Source organism: Paenibacillus oryzisoli (assembly GCF_050467285.1).
Classification (GTDB): domain Bacteria; phylum Bacillota; class Bacilli; order Paenibacillales; family NBRC-103111; genus Paenibacillus_E; species Paenibacillus_E oryzisoli_A.
Genome location: NZ_JBCMUN010000001.1, coordinates 1 through 22961 on the forward strand (window position 1 = coordinate 1; position 22961 = coordinate 22961).

Below are 22961 nucleotides of genomic sequence, written 5' to 3' on the forward strand. Positions count from 1 at the left end.
AGGGGATTTGAATGTGTCGGCAACCTTTGCCATTGATACGTACACGCTGAACTACACGACAGACGGTAACGGCACGTTGACAGGTACCGCTTCACAGACCGTCGCTTACGGTGCGGACGGTACGGAAATAACAGCCGTGCCGAATACGGGTTATCACTTCGTAAAATGGAGTGACAATGTGGGAACGGCGACGCGTATGGCAACCAACGTGCAGGGTGATGCGAGCGTGATCGCAACGTTCGCCATCAACGAGTACACGCTGACGTACACGGCAGGAGCGAACGGCACGTTGACGGGCACGACACCGCAGTCAGTTAATCACGGCTCAGACGGCACAACCGTTACGGCCGTGGCGGATGCAGGTTACCACTTCGTGGACTGGAACGATGGTGTGACGACCGCAGAACGTATGGACACGAATGTGCAGGGCGCTTTGAATGTGACGGCGAATTTTTCACCGGATGCTCACACTTTAAGCTATATGGCCGGACCGAACGGTACACTGACGGGCACAGACGCGCAAACCGTTAATCACGGTTCGGATGGCACAGCCGTCACAGCGGTACCTCATACCGGCTACCACTTCGTGGACTGGAGTGACGGTCTGACCACGGCAACCCGTACAGACGCCAATGTAATGGCAGATTTGAACGCGACGGCGAACTTCGCGATTAATGAATATACGCTGACCTATACAGCAGGATCAAACGGCACGATTTCAGGCACGTTATTGCAGACGGTGCAGCACGGTTCTGACGGAACAACTGTAACAGCTGTTGCCTATGGAGGGTACCACTTCGTCGGCTGGAGTGACCTGAAGACCACCGCTGTGCGTACGGACGTGGACATACGGGGCAATTTGAATGTGACAGCCAATTTTGCTGAGGATGATCAGCCGGCCCCTTCAACTCCTGTAATAGGGGGCGTTGCGAATAACGGCAACAAAGACGTCATCGTACTCGTCAACGGTAAAGCTCAAAATGCAGGGAAAGCCAACACCACGCAAGTAGACAATCAAACGGTTACGACCATCTCTGTCAATGAAAAAATCATTGAAGAGAAGATCGCACAAGAGGGGCGGAATGCTAGAATTACAATTCCGGTATCCACTGGTTCTGATGTTGTGGTTGGGCAGTTGAGCGGACAAATATTGAAGAAAATGGAGCAAAGTCAGGCAACCATTGAAATTGCGACTGAGCGGGCCTCTTATACAATTCCCGTTCAGCAGCTTCAACTTGATAAAGTGATTTCCGAACTGGGGAAACAAGTGAATCTGCAGGATCTCCAGCTGCAAATTACTGTAGCGAAACCGACAGAGGATATGGTGGGAACGGTCGTCAAAGCCTCCGGCAGGGGAGGATTTACTCTTCTTGTGCCTCCGATTGAATTTGAGGTTAAGGCTGTTTACGGCGATCAGACGATAGAGATAACTCATTTTAACGCGTATGTTGAACGAACAATTGCACTTACTGAAGATATTGATCCTTCAAAAATCACGACAGGGATCGTCGTGGAACCGGACGGTAAGGTCAGACATGTGCCGACCAAGGTTGTTGTGATTGAGGGCAAGTATTACGCTCAGGTCAACAGTTTAACGAACAGCGCGTATTCAATCGTATGGCATCCGATCACATTTCGTGATATGACGAAACATTGGGCCAAGGATTCCGTGAACGATATGGGTTCCAGAATGGTCATCAATGGCGTTGCGGACGATACGTTTGCTCCCGATCAGGACATTACACGGGCTGAGTTTGCAGCTGTTGTTGTTCGGGCGTTGGGGCTTAAGCTGGAATCAGGAAGCGCGGCTTTCTCGGATGTGGGGGCTGCGGACTGGTACAATGAAGTCATTCAAACAGCGTATAAATATGGGCTAATCAATGGTTTTGAAGATGGTACTTTCCGCCCAATGGATAACATTACACGCGAACAAGCAGCGGTAATTATCGCCAAGGCTATGAGTATCACGGCATTGAAAAACAAACTTACAGCGTTATCACCAGAACAATTGAGTCAAGCTTATCAGGATGGCGGGAATGTCTCCAATTGGGCTGTATCCGGCATGATTGACTGTTTGGCCTCCGGTATTGTAACTGGGCGTGCCGAACAAACACTTGCGCCAAAGGCATTCATAACAAGAGCCGAGGTAGCTGTAATGGCGCAGCGGCTGCTTCAAAAATCAGGACTCATCTAAGGATCTGAAGAACGAGCACGGGAGCGAATCCTGTGTTCGTTTTTTTGTCTGTGACACAAATCACAGCTTGACCGCGGCAAATAGTGTGTAATGGATATATCCGTTAGAGGGATGCATGACATTACATTCCAGGCAAGTGAAGGTGAAGTTGACATGAAAATGGGTTTAGTCAAAAAAATAGTAACCGGAATCACGATTGTATCCACCGTAACCTACGGATGCAGCGCATTGTTTATTTTTTACTTGAAGGATAGGATTGCACCGGGTGTGCCTGATTGGATGTATCTCTCTGTTGTGCTGCTGCTCGGTATTTTTTGGACGGGGCTGCTGGGGTGGATTGGCGCATCCTGGTTCATCAAGCCGCTGATTCGGCTGAAGGACGCCGCCAACGAAGCCGCGACCGGCAACTTGCAAGTGCAAATTCCCGTGTACCGCCAGAATGATGAGATTCGTCTGCTCAGCGTGTCGTTTGAAACGATGATTGCGAGCTTGCGGCAAACGATTTCGGACATTGCGGCCAACGTTTCTTTTACTGAAAATCATGCCGGGGTCTTAAGCGGGGGGATGACGCAGGCGTCGCAGCAGATCGAATCCATCGTCGGCGCAGCCGAGATTATATCGAACGGCGCATTGGAGCAAGCGGAGTCTGTGCAAGGGACTTTAACGGCCGTCGTGCAAATTCAACAAGCCGCAGGCGAAATCGGCGAGCAAGCCGACGAGTCGCAGGCGCTTTCCCGAGACATGCTGAGAACGATTCAGGAAAGCGATAGTATCGTACGCTCGCTTGTGCAGGGCATGCTGAATCTTGCGGCGTCGAGCCGGGCGTCGATTGAGGTCGTCAGACAGCTGCACGACAATGCCAAAGAAATTCGCATCATGTCCGGCGTCGTCGGAGGCATTGCCGATCAGACGCATTTGCTCGCATTGAACGCTTCCATCGAAGCGGCAAGAGCGGGGGAGCACGGTTCCGGCTTTATGGTCGTTGCGCATGAGATTCGCAAGCTGGCGGAGCAAAGCTCCCAATCGGTAAAAGACATTGACCAACTGATTGTACGCGTTGAATCCGATGTGGCCGGCGTCGTCGAGCAAATAACCGCACAGGAGCAGCTCGCCAGCCGCGAGGTCATTCATGGCGAGCGGGGGAAAGCGGCGCTCGATCGGATCAACCGCGCGGTGCTGGATACGGCGCAAGCCGTGGAAAGCATTGCAGGCAGCATCGCCGCCCAGATCGGGCTTATCGAAAGCACGTTGGGCCAAACGAATAAGGTTGCAGGCATTGCCAACCAGATTTCAATTGAAACGAGACAAGTTGCTTCTTCCGTTCAGGAGCAGATGGCTGTGATGGAGGAGCTGGCGTCCTCGTCGGAATCGCTGAGAAGCCAGGCCGATCTGCTGAAGTCCAAGATCAATGTGTTCCAGCTGTAAAGCCTTATGCAGGTAAAAGTAACGCCTCTATTCGTCCATTGACGTATAGCGGGCGTTTTTGTTGTTCGCGATGCCTAACCTGCCACCTTGAGCTCCTGACCGCCGTATACTATACTGAATCCAACTTAGGCGAGGCGGTGATGCTCATGGAACCCGAATATACGCTCTACGAGCAGCAGATGCTGCGGGCACTAAAGCGCTGGGAAATCAAACTCCAACAGCCGCCAGGGTTCATCGAGCGAACCTCTAAAACGCTGCAAACTCGCATCAATCGTCTCCTTCCGGACAAAGTGCATATAACGATTACTGCCACAGTCAAAGGGATTATTCAGACAACGCTGTTTGGTATCAGCTATGTGCCGGCTGGGCTTCCGCTGCGCGGCCTCTCGCTGGCGGAGCGCGATGGGAAAGCGGAGGATCTTCTTTCCCGGTATCAGAAAATCGCCGCGGTTGAAGGAGCCGGGACAGGGGCTGGCGGGATTTTGCTCGGGCTCGCGGATTTTCCCATGCTGATTGGCATCAAGCTTAAATTTCTTTTTGAGCTCGCCCATCTGTATGGCTATTCCACGCACGATTACCGGGAGCGGCTTTTCATTCTGTATGTGTTCCAGTTGGCGTTCTCCAGCGCGCCGAAGAAGCCGCAATTGCTTGAAACGGTGCGGAACTGGCCGGCCATCGCTGCGGCGATGCCGCGGACGGACGACGGCATGGCAGGGATCGATTGGCTGCAACTGCAGCAGGAATACCGGGATACGATCGATTTCCGCAAAATGCTCCAACTGGTGCCGGGCATCGGCGCCGTCGTCGGCGCCTGGGCGAATTACGACCTTTTGGAGGAGCTGGGCGTCGCGGCGATGAACAGCTACAGGCTGCGCTGGCTGCAGGAGCGAGCAGCAGCAAGGGACGGGGGGAATGCGCGCTAAGCGCATGCCTGAACTGAGTAGAGGGTGACACGGAGCGAGCAGCAGTTTTTGCTTGGTTGCCTGTTCTTGTGTCTCACTCGCCGTCCCCCATAGCCTCGCCCCCCTTGGCGGCTTGTATCCTCCTCGCTACATGGCCGAGGCCAGCCTCCCAACGAGAGAACGAATCGGGCGGGAAAAAGGGTACTTGCCGGCCCATATTCAAGTGATAGCTGCTGCAGTCGGCGCATATACTGGAAAGAGGGTTGGTTACCACCCCTTTTGTGACGATATGTGATTATTTTCACAAACGAACAAGTGAATGTTTTCACAAGTGGAGGCGTGGAGCGATGGAGAGACCGAAAGTAGTGATTTTAGGCGCAGGATATGGAGGACTTGTTACGGCGATTCGGCTTCAGAAGAAGATGAGGGGCCGCGAGCTTGATGTGACGCTGGTGAATAAGCACGATTACCACTACATTACGACGCATTTGCATATGCCGGCAGCGGGGACCGATCACCATGACCATGCGCGTGTGGCGATTGCGGATTTGATAGATCCTCGGAAGATTCACTTCCGGAAGTCGACGGTGCTGGAAATTAAGCTGGAGCACAAAGAGGTCGTGCTCGAGGACGGCATCCTCAGCTACGATTACTTGGTCGTGGGACTCGGCAGCGAGACGGAAACGTTCGGCATCCCCGGCATGCGGGAGTACGCCATGTCGATCAAAAGCATCAACAGCGTCCGCTTCATTCGCCAGCATATTGAGTACATGTTCGCTAAGTCGAAGGTGTACCCGAAGCGGAAGGATTATTTGACCTTCGTCGTGGGCGGTGCCGGATTTACGGGGACGGAATTCGTCGGCGAGCTGGCCGACCGGATGCCGGTGCTGTGCCGCACCTATGACGTCGACCCGGCGGATGTCCGCATCATCAACATCGAAGCGTCGCCGTCCCCGCTGCCGCCCGGCTTGCCGGTCGATCTTGTCGAATACGGCATGGAGGTCATGCGCCGCAAAGGGGTTCAGTACCGCCTCTCCACGGTGATCAAGGCGTGCACGGAGGATGGCGTCGTGCTGGGCAGCGGAGAGCTGATCCGCGCGGGCACGATCATTTGGTCGGGCGGCGTTCGCGGGAACGCGCTGCTGCAGGAAGCGGGCTTCGACGTGCAGCGCGGGCGCGTCAAGGTCGACAGCTGCCTGCGCTCCTTCCAGTACCCGAACGTTTGGGTGACGGGGGACTGCTCGATTGTCATGAGTCCGGAGGGCACGCCTTTTCCGGCTACGGCGCAGATCGCCGTGCAGCAGGGAGATAATGCGGCGCGCAATATTTTACAGACGGTGAGGGGGAAGGAGCTGCGGCCATTCGTCTACGACTACAAAGGGACGGTGGCGTCGCTGGGCAGAGGGGAAGCGGTTGGCCTGCTCAAAGTGAGAAAAGTAAAAGGGCGGGTTGCCGCTTTCCTCAAAAAATGCATCGACACCCGCTATCTCTTCCTGATCGGCGGTCTGCCGCTCGTATGGAAAAAGGTGATTTTCAAGCAGAAGTATATAGCGCGCAGCAGCCACGTTCCGAATTGAAGGCAACAGAAAAAGCTGGGCGGCGGCACCGGAGGGCATTCCGGGCGCTGTCCAGCTTTTTGTTGCCAGATATAAAATCCGTACCTGTTTAGTAAGATTTGCACTGGACTTGCTGAAAAATCTATCATACGATTTGATTGTTTTAAGGTTAGCGTATGTACCATTTAAATTCATCATGAGGAAGTGTTACCATGTGGGACCGGATCAAGCCAAAGAAGATGTATTTGAGCATATTTTTGTATTCTTGCCTTGTCGTGAGTCTGCTCACATTGGTATTCACTGTGTTTTTGAGCCAGCAGTTCGCCCGGAGCGCACAGGAGGAAATGAACAAGTCAAATCAGGAGAAAGTGAAGCAGGTCGTGAAAACCTCCGAATATACCTTGCAGAAATTGCGCCAGTTTGCGCTCAGAGTGTATTCAGATGAAAACATTGCGCTTTGGATGAACATGGAGAAACAGGATTACTCTCCGTTGACGCTGAATAAAGCGGCTATGAGTGTACGGGAGTTTATGAACAGTGAACCTTTCATTTCCGGTGTTTATTTGATCAATTTCAATCTTGACCAAATCTACACATCGGAATCAAGTATTTATACAACTAACGATTTTTATGACCCGGAAATATTGGACTATATTAAAAATCAGAAAACGCCTTACCTGCAATATTTCAACCATGAGGTAAAAGGCGTATCGTCCCTTGCGTTGGTTGTCCCGGCTGCCGGACCCAATCAAAACTATCAGGGCTTTGTTGCAATTCTATTCAGTAAGCCGTTATTGAATGAGTACATGCTGCAAGTTTCGGATGAAGATCAAAACAAACTGTATATTGAAGGGAAGAATAAGGAATTCATCTTGGGAAATACCGATCCAATGCTCGCGAATGCGCTGATGAAAACGGATAAGCCGGGTGCAGAAGAACAGGGATGGGAATGGAATTTTGGAAGTGTCACGTGGTCCATTCAATCCGAAAGGCTGCCGATCGAAGGATGGAACGTTTATTATATGGCCCCCATTTCTTTATGGCAAGAGAAAGTGGACCAAATTCGGTTTGAGATCATCGGCTCTTCCATTCTTCTGCTGATTGCCTTGCTGTTGTTTTTGTTCTGGCAATCTTACCGCAGCTTAAAGCCCATCAGTGACTTAGCCTATCAAATGAAAAGTAAGCTCGGTAAAGAGCATTCCATGATCCAAGCAGCGAATGACAAGAGCGAGATGGCCTGGATTCATTCCGGGTTTCATTCCCTCATCGAGAAGATCGAACAATTGGATTTATCCATTAAGAGCAGCAAAGCGCTGGTCAAAGAAGATTATTTGCGTCAATGGATTCTCAACCCGAATGCCTCCAAGCGGATTGAAGAGTTTATGAAGAGTCAAACTTCCATTCTCCAAACGGGCTGGTTTCGGATCGCGGTTATTCGTTTGGAATCGTATGGACGGTTCGAAGAGCAATATGATTTCGCTTCGCGAAAATTACTGCGCTTCGCCATGGGGAACATTGTGGCTGAGGTTCTCATGAATCATGCCTACACCGCAGAAACCGTGGATTTCGGCTCCGATCACATCGTTGCGCTCATTTCGGCGCCTGCTGCAGAGGACGATTTGCCGCAAGTAAAGGGCGCTTTGGAGGAAGTAAGGCTTCAGATTAAGCAGTGGATTAAACTGGAAGTCAATGCGGCTGTCAGCTCTGTGCTTGATGTTGAAGAAAATCTGCAAATCATGTATTCCCAGTTATATGAATTAACGTTAATGAGGTTTATTAATAACGAGGATAAAGTGTTTACTTACGAAGACATAGAGCGGTACGAGCCCGGCAAAGACAGTGATCTCGACGAAGGACTCTTAAAGCAGGTCATCCATTCCGTTCAACTCAAGAATGAAAAGGCGCTTGAAGGGTATTTGGATCAACTCACCTTGCATATGCAAGAGCTGAGCTATGAAGAATGCAAGCTTCAGTTGACCCACATCATTTATTCCATCATGAAGAGCTTTAAAAACTACAGCACGTTCCAAGGATTAAAGAGCGTCCAAGCCTTCCTGGAGCAATTTGGCACGCTGTGGGAAGTCAAACAGTGGCTGTACCGGGAAATGTTGAGCATTATGGATCAGCAGCGCAAGAAGAATACTTCGGGAAGGAAGGAAGAGGTTGCAGCAGAAATGATTGAATACGTGCGCAACCACCTTCACAACCCGATGCTTTCCGTGGATGATGTTGCTGCGCACGTTTCGATGTCGGTGAACTATGCCAGACAAATATTCAAGGATCACGTTTACTGCTCATTGTCCGATTATATTGCCAACCAGCGGATTGAGTTCGCGGCCAAGCTTCTCACAACGACGGATTGGACGGTAGCGGATATTACGGAGCAGTCCGGATTTCAAACCAAGAGTACGTTCTTCTCGGCATTCAAACGAGCCACAGGGATGACGCCTAACCAATATCGCATGGAAAAAAGTAAAGAAGACGAAGCTTAAAATTCATACATGTTCGTTATAAAAATACGGACTATCCCGATTTGTCATAATTCGTACTGATTGATAGATACCGGACTGTACGGAGGCGTCCGATCCGATTAAGATCGAACATGAAACCGAGCGATACGGTAGACGCGCTAAGCAAATCGCTGCGCCCGGATGTCTCGAAAGGTTGATCTTGAATAGGAGGGTTACACAAATGAAGCAACGAAAGAAAGGGTTATTGTTGGCTGCAGCCTCAATTATCTTGGCGGGAGCGCTCAGCGCCTGCAGCACGGAAAAAGCGGCGCCGGCCGAAACCGGTAAACCGGCGGCTACGGACGCCCAGCTCAGCCCCGTTACACTGAAAATCATGTTCCCTGGAGATCCGCCGGGCAATTGGAATGAAGTGAAGACAGAGTTAGAGAATCGGTTGACGGGTTCACTCAATGTGAAGCTAAATGTTGTGTTCATCCCTTGGTCGGATGTGCTCACCAAGCGTCAAGTTGCCCTGTCTTCAGCAGAAGACTACGATCTGATCTGGGACAACAATCCAACGCAAAACATTGCCGCCGGTCTCTATGAACCGCTTGATGCACTTATTGACAAGTATGGGCCTGACATCAAGGGAACCCGCTCTCCGCAGATGATGGACGCCAACAAGGTGAATGGTAAACTGTATGCGGTACCGCTGGAAGTAAATTTCATCCGTCCGTGGACGTTCGTCATTCGCAAAGACATCCGGGAGAAGCTGGGGGTCGCTCCGATCAAGAGCTATGACGATTTAATCAAGTTTATGTACACGGTGAAGGAAAAGGCGCCGGACATTACACCGTTCATTCCAAACGGTACGGAGCATATTGGCTTAAAGCAGGCAGGCATGTTGGATCCCAAAACCAACATAGCTTCTGTGCTCAGCTACCCCGGATTGTACACAAAGGGCAATGACGGGAAGGTCTATAATATCTTTGATAACATGGATCCCCAGATCATGAAAAATTACGAAACTAATCATAAGTTGTATACAGATGGGGTTATGGCAAGAGATGCCCTTATTCTCAGAAACGGGGAGTTTGCTAAAGGAAAGGCAGCCGTCTCGACATTTAATGATTTTGGTGTAAACCTTAGCACATCTACTGCTTTGGAGAAGGCCGTTCCAGGGGCATCTTCGGAGGCATTCAGTCTGTACGATCCCAGTATGAAGCTTAACTCGACATATAAGGCCGGGAATTATATTGCTGTGCCTGTAATTAGCAAAAACAAAGAACGTGCCATTCAGTTTATCAACTGGCTGAATAAGCAGGAGAACTACGATCTGCTGGCATACGGGATTAAGGGGAAAAACTGGGAAGATGCGGGTCCTGGCCTGTACAAGCCGATTAAAGACAACACATATGCCGGAATTCCATTCGCATGGGGCTGGAACCCTAAGCTCGACCGCATTGATGCAAGCTTGTCCGAGGATGTCATCAAGCTGAACAAGTGGCAGCGGGATCCTGGCAACTTTACGGCTGATATTCTCTCCGGCTTCACCTTCGATCCGGGTCCTGTTTCCAATGAAGTTGCGCAGTTGGGCAATATTGGCAAGGAGCTTTACGATCCAATCGTGATGGGGCTTGTAGAACCGAAAGCAGGCTTGGAGAAATTTAAAGAAAAGGCGTATAACAACGTTACGAAAATCCAGGCTGAGTATCAGAAACAGTTGGATACGTTTTTAGCAAACCGAAAGAAGTAATCAATCTCACCAACCGGAAGCCTTGATCTCAAGGCTTCCGGTTTTTTTATGGTAAAATTCGTACCTGCTCTATAGGTAATATTCACACCTCCTTCATCTGTTACGGTTCAAACTCTTTGATAAAAGCAAGACTATGCGAGCAGATTCCTGAATGAGTAAGATACAAATACACGCGAAAGGAGAGAGAATTTTATCATGAGTATCTTGCGGGAACTCAGGAAGAACAAGTGGCTTTACGCCATGGCGCTTCCTGCAATTGTGTATGTCTTTATTTTTTCTTATCTGCCGATGACCGCTCATGTACTGGCGTTCAAGCAATTTATTCCTGCCAAGGGGCTTTGGGGAAGTCGATGGGTGGGACTCGACAATCTCGTGTTTTTTTTTACCGGACCGGATTGGTTCAGAGTGACTGTAAATACCGTGTATTTGAATCTGTTATTTATCGTGGCAGGCACAGTGTGTTCGCTGCTCATCGCTCTCCTGCTCAATGAGATCAGGCAAGCCTTCTTCAAGAAGGTGGCGCAATCGCTTGTGATTTTGCCGCATTTTATTTCCATTATCGTTGTCAACCTCATGGTCATGAACTTCTTTAACGGGCAGGACGGCATGATCAATCGATTGTTGCAGGATTTTGGTTTCAACGCGGTCTATTGGTTTCAGACGCCATCGGTTTGGCCGCTTCTGCTAACGATCATATTCGTGTGGAAGGGAGCCGGCTGGGGCTCGATCATTTATTTAGCTACCTTAACCGGGTTCTCCGAGGAATATTATGAAAGCGCAAAAATGGATGGAGCCAGGCGTTGGCAGCAGATTTGGCATATTACCTTGCCGCTGCTGAGACCCACCATCATCGTATTGACTTTACTGGCCCTTGGGAGAATTTTTTACGGTGACTTCGGGCTGATTTATGGAATCGTTGGCGACAATTCTCTCCTCTTCAAGGCAACGGATGTCATCGATACGTATACGTATCGTTCCTTACGGGATGTCTCGAATATGAACAGCTATAGCAATGCTGCGGCAGTCGCATTATTCCAATCCGTAATGGGTTTTGTTACGATTCTCTTTTTCAATTGGGTTGTTCGTCGGGTAGATAACGACTCGAAGTTATTCTAGTGAGGTGCTTGAGATTGGTAATCAAACAACGTGATCGTTCCCAGTTGGCCATATCCATCGTGGCGTATGGCTTCATAGGTGTCTTTGCTCTAATCTGCTTTACCCCTTTCTGGCTTGTGTATATCGGATCATTCACAGCGGAGCAGCAGATCGTTAAGGGTTTTCAAATGTTCCCTACTGAATTTTCATTCGATTCCTACCGCTTCCTACTCCATGGCAGCCAGGTATACCGCAGCGCCCTTGTTTCTATTTTTGTTACGGTGGTGGGTACTGCAGGAGCCTTGCTTTTAACTTCGATGTTCGCCTATGTGGCCGCTCATCAGAAGGTGAAGTTCCGGAGTGCGCTCTCTTTTTATATCTATTTCACGATGCTGTTTGCTCCTGGACTCGTAGGCTATTATTTGCTTATTTCGAACTGGTTGAATTTGCGCGATTCGTTATTGGCTTTAATTTTGCCGCACATGTTTTCTGCATTTAATGCCTTTCTCATGACATCTTACTTTCGTACGCTGCCCTTCGAATTGAATGAAGCGGCGACGATGGATGGCGCGAACGAGCTGTATATTTTCTATCGGATCATCTGGCCAATCTCCAAGCCGGTTATCGCAACGATCACGCTGTTCTATGCGCTTTCTTACTGGAATGACTGGTTTAATGCGCTGATGTTTATTGATAATCCTGCGAATCACCCTCTGCAGATGATGCTAAGACGAATCATATCCAATTCGCAGAATCTGGACTATTTGAATGCCAGTATCAATATCCCCGTATCCGCTACGGGTGTTCAGCTGTCGACCGTTGTCATCACCATTGGGCCCATCATCTTCTTATATCCGTTTCTGCAGCGTTATTTCATCAAGGGGATGACGATTGGTGCCGTCAAAGGATAAGGTTGCAAACGTTAACTACGAGGAGAGGAGGGAAAGGAGGAAGGTTTGAAGCACAATGATCTAATTTGCTTGTGTGTTTCTCATTTTTCAAAGGAGGTCTAAACATGGGGAAATTTTATGATCCGAAACGTGTGTTCACCGTATTACTAGCATTCCTTTTACTTATTGCGCTGCTTCCTGTGGGCAATGTTTTTGGGGAGGGTACTTTGCTGAAGACAGGGAATTACTACTACAGCGTAGCCCCGAATGATGGCAAAACGACCGATAAGGGAGCAACCGGATTAGTATCCTCAGCCAATGGCGCTCTGCTTGACGGATCGACCTCAACGTATGCCGGTTTCATGGGGAGCGGTACAGGTACACCCGGGAATGTGCAGGTTGTTTTTGACCTGTTGAAGGATTATCCGCTTGACAGTATCAACGTCGTGCTGAACTCGCTGAATGCCAATTGGGGCTTTCAGGAGCTTACGGTCAAATATCGTCCTGAAGACTCGGAAAACTACTATATAGCCATCCGGCATACGAGAACCCCAGGAATTATCTCAACGAGCCCTAGCTCAACCTGGAATTACGCAGTCAACGTACCGATGTCGAACAAGACGGCCCGATTTATTATCATTGATATTAAGCGTCCGCACCCCTATCAGCATATTCCGCTCACCGAAGTTCAAATCTATAAAGGGATCGGAAATGAAGGCGTGAATCCCGGGCCTGCGCTGACTGCGGAGCAAATGGCTCTTGAATTGACCAAAGATACCTTGGCGGCGGAAAACTTGCTGAAAACCGGCAATTATTACTACAGTGTCGCCCCGAATGACGGGGGTTCTCCGGATAAAGGGGCGACCGGATTGGTGTCCGCCAAAAGCGGTGTGCTGATGGACGGATCCAACTCCACGTATGCCGGTTTTATGGGAAGCGGCACGGGTACACCCGGGAATGTAAGGGTCGTATTCGACTTGTTGAAGGATTATCCGCTCGACAGTATCAATCTCGTGCTGAACTCGCCCAATGCCAATTGGGGCTTTCAGGAGCTTACGGTCAAATATCGCCCTGAGGCTTCGGATGATTACTATATTGCTGCCAGACATACGAGAACCCCAGGAATCGTTTCAACGAGCCCCAGCTCAGACTGGAATTATGCAGTTAACGTACCGATGCCAAACAAGACGGCCCGATTTATTATCATTGATATTAAGCGTCCGCACGCTTATCAGCATATTCCCCTTACCGAGGTTCAAATATTTAAAGGGGCCGGGCAGCCAAGCGTGAATCCTGGACCTGCGCTGACTGCGGAGCAAATGGCTCTCGAACTGACCAAAGACACCTTAGCGGCGGAAAACTTGCTGAAAACCGGCAATTATTACTACAGTGTCGCCCCGAATGACGGGGGTTCCCCGGATAAGGGAGCAACCGGGTTGGTGTCTGCCAAAAGCGGCGTGCTGATGGATGGATCAAACTCCACGTACGCTGGATTCACGGGAAATGGTACGGGTACCCCGGGGAATGTACAGGTTGTTTTTGACCTGTTGAAGGATTATCCGATCGACAGCATCAACGTCGTGCTGAACTCGCCCAATGCCAATTGGGGGTTTAAGGAATTTACGGTAAAATACCGCCCCGAGGCATTAACCGAATATTACTATCTGGCTGACAAGCATATTAGAACACCAGGAATAACTTCAACGAGCCCTAGCTCAACCTGGAACTACTCCGTCAATATACCGATGGCAAATAAAACAGCCAGATTTATTATTATCGATATTAAGCGTCCGCACGCCTATCAGCATATTCCTCTCACCGAGGTTCAAATTTTTAAAGGGACGGGCGAGGTGGGCATAAATTTCGGTCCTGCGCTGACTGCTGAACAAATGAGGCTTGAATTTAGTAAAGACGCCTTGCTGATCGACAAGTACGGGCAGTTTTACTATGAAAACTGGCCGGGAAAGATCACCTCTGACGAGCAGTTGCAGCAGGAATATACGGATGAGGCGAATGCTCTCTCCAATGTTTCTTTGGATACGGCCAAATACGATCAGTTCGGCGGGCTGAAAGACGGGGGACAATACAAAAGCACCGGCTATTTCAGACTCCAAAAAATCGATAACAAATGGTGGTTTGTTACGCCGGACGGCTACAAATTTATTCTCAAAGGCGTTGATGCCACAAGCTTATGGGAGTGGGGCTACGGTACATCGTTGAAAAAAGCGGACGGCTCACCGAGAAATGTGTTCGAGGAGCTTCCCGACCCGGTTGCGTATTCATCCGCCTATGTCAATGATTCCAATGGCGAACGGGTTAGTTTCGTCATCGCCAACGCGATGAGGAAATACGGAAGCAATTTTGAGAAGAAGTGGGAAGACATCACAAAAAAGCGTCTGATCGATTGGGGGTTTAACGCTTTTAGCAAGTGGACCCAACCTCGCAATGTGACCTTTCCCAACATTCAAGTGTTGCAAGACCCGGGTAATTTAAAAAGGATCCAATGGACATACGATGTGTTTGACCCGCAAAACGAATCCATCATTGAAAACGCGCTAAGCGGCCAGCTCCAAAGCGCGAAAAATAGCCCTTGGCTGATCGGCTACACGTATGATAACGAGGCCGGATGGAATACCGATATTGTGAAAGAAGTGCTGACATACAGTGCGACATCTCCGGCTAAAAGCGCATTTGTGGATTTCCTTGCGCCCCGGTATAACAATGACATAGCCGCCGTTAATCAGCTTCTAGGTACAAGCGCAGCTTCGTTTGCCGAGCTGAAGGGAATATCAATCAATATAGCCAAAGTGCCTGCTTTGGATATATCGGACTATATCAAGCTGGCATCCAGAACCTATTTCTCAACGATCACGAACATCATCAAAAAATATGATACCAACCATCTGTTCCTGGGTGTTTCTGTCGTTCCCACTTGGCGGACCAGTCTGGAGTGGGATTCGGCCGGTATGGAATTTGTAGATGCTTTCTCTATTGACGAATACGCTAGTGATGTTAACTGGATTTCCAGGTACGAAGCCTTCGGCAAGCCGCTGTTGAATCTGGAATATACGTTTAGTACGACCGAGCATGGTTTGTCTCCCGTCAATGCGGCTACGACCGTAGCAAGTACAGCGGATAGAGGTTATGCCTTCAAATCGTTCGTGGAAGGCCAACTTTCCCATCCGTTGTTTGTCGGATCCGGTTGGTTTTCGTACTACGATCAAGCGGTTACAGGACGCAAAGACGGAGAAAATTACAATATCGGGCTAGTAAATCAGCAAGATCAGCCCTATTCGGATATGGTGAATGTTATGAAGACCGTCAATCCTGGATTAGAGCAAGTGCATAATACGTCCGACACTGCTTTGGGTCCAGAGACTACGGCAGTTTTGACACCGTCGCAGCCGGACGGGCAAAATGGTGGCTACGCGAGTCCGGTAACGCTGGGATTTGATACTTCAAGCAGTACGCCCGGCGGATGGAGGACGGAATACAGCTCAGATGGAGGAGTCACTTGGCAGGTGTATGCAGCCCCAGTGACATATGATCAGGTTGGCACGTATACGGTGAGCTATCATTCGATCGACGAAGATGGCAACGAGGAAGCGATCAAAACGATTAGCTTCAAGCTGTCGGACGACGCGGCGCCGAAGATTACGGTTACTGAACCGGCTGAGGGAAGCGTTTACAGGACGGCGGATGATTTGCTTCCGCAGATTGCCATTACGGATGACATGTCCGGTGTCGACCACACCAAGACGATCGTGTCGCTCGACGGGAAGCCCGTACAGATGGAATCGAGCATTCCGCTCTACGAATTAAACCCAGGTCCGCATAGTCTGCGCATCGCAGCGAGTGATTTGAAGGGAAACGAAGGAAGCAAGAGCGTAACCTTTACCACCAGCGCGAGCATCGATTCGCTGAGCGCACTGGTAGCCAGATTCCGGAGCATGGGATGGATTGACAATGACGGAATCGCAGGCAGCTTGACCGAGAAGCTGAATCATGCGAATTTGGACGCATTCATTCACGAAGTTCAGGCGCAAAGCGGCAAACATATTGACGCGAAGGCAGCCGGATACTTGCTTCGAGACAGCGCCGTCATTCGCGATAGCGCAGATAGCGGGCAAACCATGCATCATTGGGCCGTCATGACCATAGAGGGCAGCAACCACCTGGTGGAAAACGGTTCAGCGAAAACCGTCCGTATCTCGGTGACCGAGGCCACTTACAGCGCAGAATTAAAAGTAAAATACGACTCCGGGCTGTTTGAAGTCAACATGAATGATGTGGCAATTAGTCCGACCGTGTCCCAATCGGTGTATACATTGGCCAATGCAGAGGTGGGCGGCGGGATGTCCGTACTCACGATCGGTCTGAAGCTGAATGGCACAGTTGTACCACCTGTGAACGGATTACTGGATCTGGTCCGGATTCCTTTTACAGCCAAGGGCGAGGATGGAATCGGTTACATCGAATTGCTTCAAGACAGCATCCTTTACAAAGAAGATCTTACAGGCGTTCCCTTGAATCAGGATCTACGCTTGCCGATCGTTGCGGTTAATACCGATATTGGCGGTAAAGGGAACAATCGCGGTGCGTTAGAAGAAGTGCTGGATGATATGGTCCAGATCCGCGGCAAGCGAGCAGGTGACGATGGATATAACGCCAAAATGGATATCAACAAAGATTCGAAAGTCAACATCGTCGATCTTGCCTACATCTTTAGGAAACTCCGGAGCTTGCAGGAATAGCCCGGAACTTTGCCGTGAGGTACTGATCTCCCGAAAGAGCGGCGCCTCACGGCGATTTATTACATCAAGAGGAGGGGTTTTCTTGAGAAAAAGCTTTGCGCTAATGATTGCGTGTGTTTTCATATTCAGCCTGTTAACCGGCGTATCCCCATCATCCGTCGCAGGGGCCGGCAATGTCAATGAAGTCAGGCTTGCGGTCGATCATGCGGAGTATCGGATAGGTGAAACCGTCAGAGTAACGATCAAAATTCTCGATGCGCTGGATGTCAACGGAGTAGAGTTTACACTTCGCTATCCGACGGACAAGCTTAGGCTGCTGAATGGGGGGATGACGCTGCATTCCCCGTATGTCTCTGTTGGGGGCGACAGGGCCGATACCGACAATGGCACGTTGTCCTATGCCGTATTGCCCGAAGACCCCGTGAACGCCGCTGAGAGTGCAGTCGGTGAAGCCGTGTTCACCGTGGTGAGCGAAGGAACTGCTGCTTTAATGTTGGACGGAATAACTGCAGTGGACAGCAACTTCAAGGAAATTGTGACGAATACACAGGATCAAATTATGGTCACGGTGGCCTCACAGGAGACCAGCCCGCCGTCATCGTCTGAACCGACAGTGCAGTCTACGCCTTCAGGCGGGGCTGCCAAGCCGGCAGAAGTTGATAGGGAGGCACCCATCGATGGCACGATCGGCAAACCGCGTCAAGGGACAAGGACCTTCCAGGATATCCTGACCCATTGGGCCAAGGATGATATCGAGAAGCTGGCTGCCAGGCATGTGGTGGAAGGTGTCGACGATCTCCATTTTGCACCGGAAGCGAGCATCACGAGAGCACAGTTTACAGCCATGGCGGCGAGGGTGCTTGGCCTAGAGAAGACGGCTTATCGGAATCGGTTTCAGGATATAAGGGCTGGAGAGTGGTACGCGGAAATCGTGCAGGCGGCGGCAGATAGCGGATTGATCGAAGGCGATGGGGATGTGTTCAGACCTGATGATACGATGACGCGGGAAGAAATGGCTGCAATCCTGGTTAGAGCTTACGATAAGCGGAACGGGACGTCTTCAAAGCAAGGGACGCTGGAACGGTTTGAAGACCGTGCAGAGATCGCTGCGTGGGCGGTTGACGCCGTGAAGACCGCGGTCGGACTCGGGATCGTACAGGGGATGAGCGATACGCAGTTCATGCCGCGGGCAGCGGCGACGCGGGCCCAGGCGGCGGTCATGATTGGGAGGCTAAACACCCTATTGGCAACCGGAAATTGACGGAATCTAAATTTTGAGGTGGTTTTTACATGATTGTCAGGGGAGAGATGATCGTGTATCACATACTGCAAAATGAACTGATTTACGGGCTGCTGGAAGGGAAATCCGGCGAAGGGCAAATAACGGGGCTCATGGAGCAATATGCTGTATCCATGCGCTCCGGGCCTTGGTGTGCGGCCGTTATCGAAATGGACGATATCCATTGGAAGCTGAACCAGTATTCACCGGAGGAGCGCAAAGAAATTACAAGGAAGCTGATATCAGCGATCAGCACCTATTTGCAGCGGCAGGGGATCGGGTTAGCGGGCCGTATGGCCGAGCACCGGATTGTTGCCATCTTGTGCATGACTCATTCGGAAGCTCACGAGACCTTATCGACGCTTATCGAGCTTGTTAAACAGAACCACCCCATCTCGGTAACCATCGGCCTCGGGAGTGCGGAAACCGATATGAAGGATATCCATCGATCATATAATCAGGCCATACAATCTCTTGGACATAAAATGTTTACCGGCAAAGGCAGGGTCCTCACTGCTCGCGAAACGAAACAGGAGAAGGCAATGGACGCGGCATATTTGGATGATGTTCTTAGCCTGCTTTTTCCTTGTGTCATGACCTACGATTTGGTGGGCATTGTCGATCGATTGGAGGAACTGTTCGAGTTGATCAGGGCCATGGAGAATCACATCTCGGTGTATAACGTTTGTATACAAATGATCTCCAAGCTGGATATAGGCCTCAGATCCGTGAATGGGAGCTTATATGATGTGCTTGGGCGGGAATATAAACAGCTTGACGTGTTGCTTCAGTTCGAAACAATTTCCGATATCGAAGCATGGGCGAGAAGAACATTGTTCGAAATATCCGAACTGCTTTTGATGCGGGAGAAGCGGAAGCAGGGCAAGCTGATTGCGCAGATGCAGCAATATATTCATGAACATCTGGCTAGCAAAATCACTCTGCGTGAAGTGGCGAATGTATTTGCTTTTTCCCCTAATTATTTGGGCACTTTATTTAAAGCAAGCACCGGTATCAGTTTCAGCGACTATCTCATCCATACTCGAATAGAGAGAGCCAAACAGCTGCTGCAAGATCCAACGTTAAGAATATACGAAATTTCGCATCAGTTGGGATACAGCAACATGACTTATTTTCATCGCCAATTCAAGGGGGTCATCGGACTGACACCCAGCGAATACCGGAAAAGATCGTGAATTTGATTCCGAGGAAAATAGGGCTCCAACAGCCGCCAGCTCATAAAAGCAGGCGGCTATGCCCGCATGGCTTCAGAAAGCAGTATCTTTGGTAACCCTTTGCAAGAACAGCTCCAGAGAGGCGGAACTCGCGGAAGTATTGGTTAATCGTATCGCTCCTCCGTTTAAGGTAACCGCAACGTTATTCTGCACGGCTACAAACAGCCTCGATGTATCCCAACATGTGAACTCGGCGTACCAGCCGCCATTGTTGTAGCGGTCAAGCACGTAACCTTTAATGATCTCCCCATCCTGCAGCGGGTACGTATCCTCAAAGGCATTTTGGGCAAGTGAGGCGGTTCTGTATTTCTTGTATATGCCCATATGTGAGCTGTATACGGACACATTGGCTGAGCTGACTACATTGCGATAATAGTAGTGCGGAAAAAGCTCGAACCCGGTAATTCCTCTGGCAGTGCCGTAATGAATGCTGTTATTGAACTGAAATAACCCGGACATTTTGCCGGTAATGAGTATGGCGTCGCCCGTTCTTGTAGCGGTCGTGTCCTCAATTGCCGAGTCCTCGAACGAAATGTTCTCGATGTCGCCGCCGTTCACGGATCCGCTCAGTTTGATAAGCGGCTCGGCAGTGGAGCCGGCACCGGCCAATTCGCAGTTGAGCACTTTTAAACAGCTGATTTTGTTGGAAGCGATCGCTTCATTGCTGTTGAATAACGCCAGCGCATGTCTCACAGATGACCTGCTTTCACAGTTCATCATCGTCGTCTGGTTAATAAAAGCGGTGGTCAGACTTGCAGAGATGGCATAGTGGAAGGCGTCTCTCCGAGGGGCCTGGATTTTGACATTAATCATCAGCATATTCTCTATCCAGTAACCGTTCTGACTTGGCTCTATATGAACAGCATCACGCTTCGCGGAATCAAGGTATAAATCTTCCAGGGTTACGTAATCCCCCTTGTTGATGCGAATAAGGTCGCGGCCGAAGCTGTGATCGTCCTGCAAGCCCTTGATTTGCAGACCGGAAATTTTTGTTCTTCCGTTGTTCAAGCCGTTGATGACGATACAATCGGAATTGTCGTTCGCAGGCTTATGTGTAATCGTGGCGCCGAAGGCGGCCTGCAGCGATACGGCTCCAACCGTAATCGTACCGGTTACTTTATACGTGCCGGAGGGGAAATAGACGACAGCTCCTGAAGAAGCCGCTGCGTTGACAGCAGCCTGAATGGCCGCGGTGTCATCGGCGATCCCGTCTCCCAGCGCGCCATGATCGGTTTTGACATTCACCCAATCGGCCGGGGCTGCTGCATAGGCCGTGCCTGATTCGGCTCCTCTTAATAAAGTTGTTCCCGCCATGCCGACGCCTGCTGCCCCGAGTGCAGCCAGCAGCTTTCTTCTGCTGATAGGACGAGTTGGTTCAATCACATGATATTCCTCCTTTTATGATTGGACTTCACCCAGAGCATAGCACTCGTGATGCATGGATGGAAGCGCTTTTACAATATCTCCGGTCAAAGTGTAGGAAATCGTTGAATCTGTATAGGGCCGGCACGTTCCGAATTGAGGGCAACGGAAAAAAGCTGGACGGCGGCACCGGGATCTGAGTTCCGATGCTGCTGTCCAGCTTTTTTGATTCAGGCTTACCCGTGATCGATCGCCGCGAGCGAGGCGTTGGTGCTGTCAGCTCCCGCGGGAGATTTGTGCTTTCTCGTATAGCCCATATATACGAGGGAGCTGCAAATCGTCAGGAAGGCGATGCCCGCCAGCCCCCAGATAATGTTGTCAAAAGCGCTCGGCAATGGCAGCGTCTTTTGCCAGACGAGCGCGCTGCCCGACAGCGCGACGGCGAACGCGCCGCTGAAAAACTGCAAGAGCTGAAACAAGCCCATGCCCGAGCCGATGCGCTCGGCGGGCAGCTGTCGCGACAGCTCGTTGGACACCGAGCTCGACAGCGCGGTGAAGCTTACGCTGACGAGGATGTAGAGCGCCGCGATCCAGTAGTAGGAGTGGGCGGCGGTCAGCGCCAGCAGCACGGTCGCGGCTAGCAGCAGCCACGGCACGAAGCGAAGCAGCATCGCGTTGCCGTACTTGTCGATGATGCGGCCGACGCGGTTCGAGACGAGCATGGCCAGCAGCGCGCCGGGGAACAGCAGCAGCCCCGAGGTCAGCGGCGTCAGCCCGAACACGCGGGCGAGCATTTGCGGCGCCAGAAACAGGAAGCCGAAGGAAATCATGTACGAGAAGACGCCGATGGCACTGAGCGCCATGTATGGCCGGTCTCCGAAGAGAGCGGGCATCAGGAACGGCTGCGCGGCTTTTCGGATGCGCAGGGTGAACAGTGCGAGCGCCAGCAGGCCGGCAAGCAGTGCAAGCACGCTTCGGGATGTCAGGAACAGCAGCAGACCGGTCGTTCCGACACCTAGCAGTACGGCGCCGATGGCGTCGAAGGAGCCGCGGATGGGTGTTTCTTTTGGGATCAGGACGAGAAAAATCGGGATAAGCAGCAGCGTCAGCCCGGTAATGACGAACAGGAAATGCCAGCCCAAGTACTGCACGATCGAGCCGCCGGCGACAGGTCCGAGCCCGAGGCCGAGCGAAGCGGCGGACAGAATGGCGGCCATGGCCCTGCCTCGGCGCGATAAGGGAATGTAGCGGGTCACGAATACGATGCCGAGGGAAGGAATCGCGCCTGCGCCCGACGCTTGCAGCAGCCGGGTGATCAGCAGCAAAGCGAAGCTGTTCGAGAACATCCCGAGGATCGAGGCGCCGCCGAGGGAGAGCAGCGCGATCAGGTAAAGCCGTCGAATCGGCACAAAGTCGGACAGACGACTATAGGTTATCGAGGAAATGGCGAAAATAATCGAATAGCCCGTCACGATCCAGGACGCCGTCGAGGGGCTGAGCCCGAACTCTGCCGAGATGCCTGGGAGCGCCAAATTGAACATCATGGTGTTCATAATGACGAGAACAATAGTAAAGCAAAGCAATAGAGAAACGGGGGTTTCTCGTAAACGCGAGTTCGCTGCGGACGGCACTGTCATCATGAAAACACCTGCCCCTTCCATAACTATAACTTATTTTGTAACAGTTTAGCACGGCATTTAGAGGGTGTCAAGAAAGTAAAAAAACGTAAAATACTGCGATCAGCTGCGAAAACGGGAGATAATGAAAGAGTCATAGGAATGTAAGCGAATTAATGAGGAGTTGGAGAGAGGGAACGAAACTTTTTAGGGTGATTCTCACCTTTACTATGGACAAAGAAGAGAGTAGTATTCAATCCGTACCAGATAACTGAATATGTCGCTTAATTTTCTGTGAAGAAAAGCGGGGGAACCACGCAATTCATGGGGTGAGTAACGGTGCAGCATTCAGGCGCTGTTTAGGGCAGATTTCTCGCGGCCCGAACCCGACAGCTAACCTCGTAAGCGAACGTGAGAGAGGAGAACTGTGCCCAAAACACAAGGTCG

The 22961-nt window shown here is 50.7% G+C and carries 13 protein-coding genes and 1 riboswitch; of the genes, 11 read left to right on the plus strand and 2 right to left on the minus strand.

What is annotated here, in order from left to right; genetic code table 11:
• The 11 genes from ABE504_RS00005 to ABE504_RS00055 form a co-directional block, all read left to right on the plus strand.
• Positions 1-2194, plus strand: a 2194-nt coding sequence (locus ABE504_RS00005; protein WP_430082693.1) for an InlB B-repeat-containing protein, incomplete at its 5' end; no start/stop codon positions are given.
• A 153-nt stretch (positions 2195-2347) separates the two neighbouring features.
• Positions 2348-3619 carry a methyl-accepting chemotaxis protein gene (locus tag ABE504_RS00010; RefSeq protein WP_430082696.1) on the plus strand — a complete coding sequence of 424 codons (1272 nt, stop codon included), beginning with the start codon at positions 2348-2350 and terminating at the stop codon, positions 3617-3619.
• Positions 3620-3765: 146 nt separating this feature from the next.
• Positions 3766-4542 carry an EcsC family protein gene (locus tag ABE504_RS00015; protein ID WP_430082699.1) on the plus strand — a complete coding sequence of 259 codons (777 nt, stop codon included), beginning with the start codon at positions 3766-3768 and terminating at the stop codon, positions 4540-4542.
• Between the two features lie 326 nt (positions 4543-4868).
• Positions 4869-6098, plus strand: a complete 1230-nt coding sequence (locus tag ABE504_RS00020; RefSeq protein WP_430082702.1) for an NAD(P)/FAD-dependent oxidoreductase — start codon at positions 4869-4871, stop codon at positions 6096-6098.
• Between the two features lie 218 nt (positions 6099-6316).
• Positions 6317-8569, plus strand: coding sequence for an AraC family transcriptional regulator (locus ABE504_RS00025; RefSeq protein WP_430084696.1), 2253 nt, complete (start codon positions 6317-6319; stop codon positions 8567-8569).
• A gap of 199 nt (positions 8570-8768) precedes the next feature.
• The gene (locus ABE504_RS00030) at positions 8769-10283 is read left to right on the plus strand and encodes an extracellular solute-binding protein (RefSeq protein WP_430082705.1); all 1515 of its coding nucleotides are present in this window, start codon (positions 8769-8771) and stop codon (positions 10281-10283) included.
• A gap of 195 nt (positions 10284-10478) precedes the next feature.
• Positions 10479-11399 carry an ABC transporter permease gene (locus tag ABE504_RS00035; RefSeq protein ID WP_430082708.1) on the plus strand — a complete coding sequence of 307 codons (921 nt, stop codon included), beginning with the start codon at positions 10479-10481 and terminating at the stop codon, positions 11397-11399.
• A 14-nt stretch (positions 11400-11413) separates the two neighbouring features.
• A complete protein-coding gene (locus tag ABE504_RS00040) occupies positions 11414-12289 on the plus strand; it encodes a carbohydrate ABC transporter permease (protein WP_430082711.1) in 876 nt (291 codons plus the stop codon).
• A 104-nt stretch (positions 12290-12393) separates the two neighbouring features.
• A complete protein-coding gene (locus ABE504_RS00045) occupies positions 12394-17022 on the plus strand; it encodes an OmpL47-type beta-barrel domain-containing protein (RefSeq protein WP_430082713.1) in 4629 nt (1542 codons plus the stop codon).
• Positions 17023-17104: 82 nt separating this feature from the next.
• Positions 17105-18283, plus strand: coding sequence for an S-layer homology domain-containing protein (locus tag ABE504_RS00050; protein WP_430082716.1), 1179 nt, complete (start codon positions 17105-17107; stop codon positions 18281-18283).
• Positions 18284-18312: 29 nt separating this feature from the next.
• Entirely contained in the window at positions 18313-19497 is a 1185-nt protein-coding gene (locus tag ABE504_RS00055; protein ID WP_430082719.1) for a helix-turn-helix domain-containing protein, read from the plus strand.
• A 72-nt stretch (positions 19498-19569) separates the two neighbouring features.
• Here the strand turns inward: ABE504_RS00055 and ABE504_RS00060 are convergent, their stop codons facing one another.
• The gene (locus ABE504_RS00060; protein ID WP_430082722.1) at positions 19570-20919 is read right to left on the minus strand and encodes a glycosyl hydrolase family 28-related protein; all 1350 of its coding nucleotides are present in this window, start codon (positions 20917-20919) and stop codon (positions 19570-19572) included.
• A gap of 215 nt (positions 20920-21134) precedes the next feature.
• Entirely contained in the window at positions 21135-22538 is a 1404-nt protein-coding gene (locus ABE504_RS00065) for an MFS transporter (RefSeq protein ID WP_430082725.1), read from the minus strand.
• Between the two features lie 247 nt (positions 22539-22785).
• Positions 22786-22937, plus strand: a riboswitch (cyclic di-AMP (ydaO/yuaA leader).
• Positions 22938-22961: the final 24 nt, after the last annotated feature.

Coding starts and splice junctions, on each gene's coding strand:
- ABE504_RS00010 (WP_430082696.1), top strand. CDS start 2,348: ATGAAAATGGGTTTAGTCAAAAAAATAGTAACCGGAATCACGATTGTA.
- ABE504_RS00045 (WP_430082713.1), top strand. CDS start 12,394: ATGGGGAAATTTTATGATCCGAAACGTGTGTTCACCGTATTACTAGCA.
- ABE504_RS00055 (WP_430082719.1), top strand. CDS start 18,313: ATGATTGTCAGGGGAGAGATGATCGTGTATCACATACTGCAAAATGAA.
- ABE504_RS00025 (WP_430084696.1), top strand. CDS start 6,317: ATGTATTTGAGCATATTTTTGTATTCTTGCCTTGTCGTGAGTCTGCTC.
- ABE504_RS00035 (WP_430082708.1), top strand. CDS start 10,479: ATGAGTATCTTGCGGGAACTCAGGAAGAACAAGTGGCTTTACGCCATG.
- ABE504_RS00030 (WP_430082705.1), top strand. CDS start 8,769: ATGAAGCAACGAAAGAAAGGGTTATTGTTGGCTGCAGCCTCAATTATC.
- ABE504_RS00065 (WP_430082725.1), bottom strand. CDS start 22,538: ATGATGACAGTGCCGTCCGCAGCGAACTCGCGTTTACGAGAAACCCCC.
- ABE504_RS00015 (WP_430082699.1), top strand. CDS start 3,766: ATGGAACCCGAATATACGCTCTACGAGCAGCAGATGCTGCGGGCACTA.
- ABE504_RS00020 (WP_430082702.1), top strand. CDS start 4,869: ATGGAGAGACCGAAAGTAGTGATTTTAGGCGCAGGATATGGAGGACTT.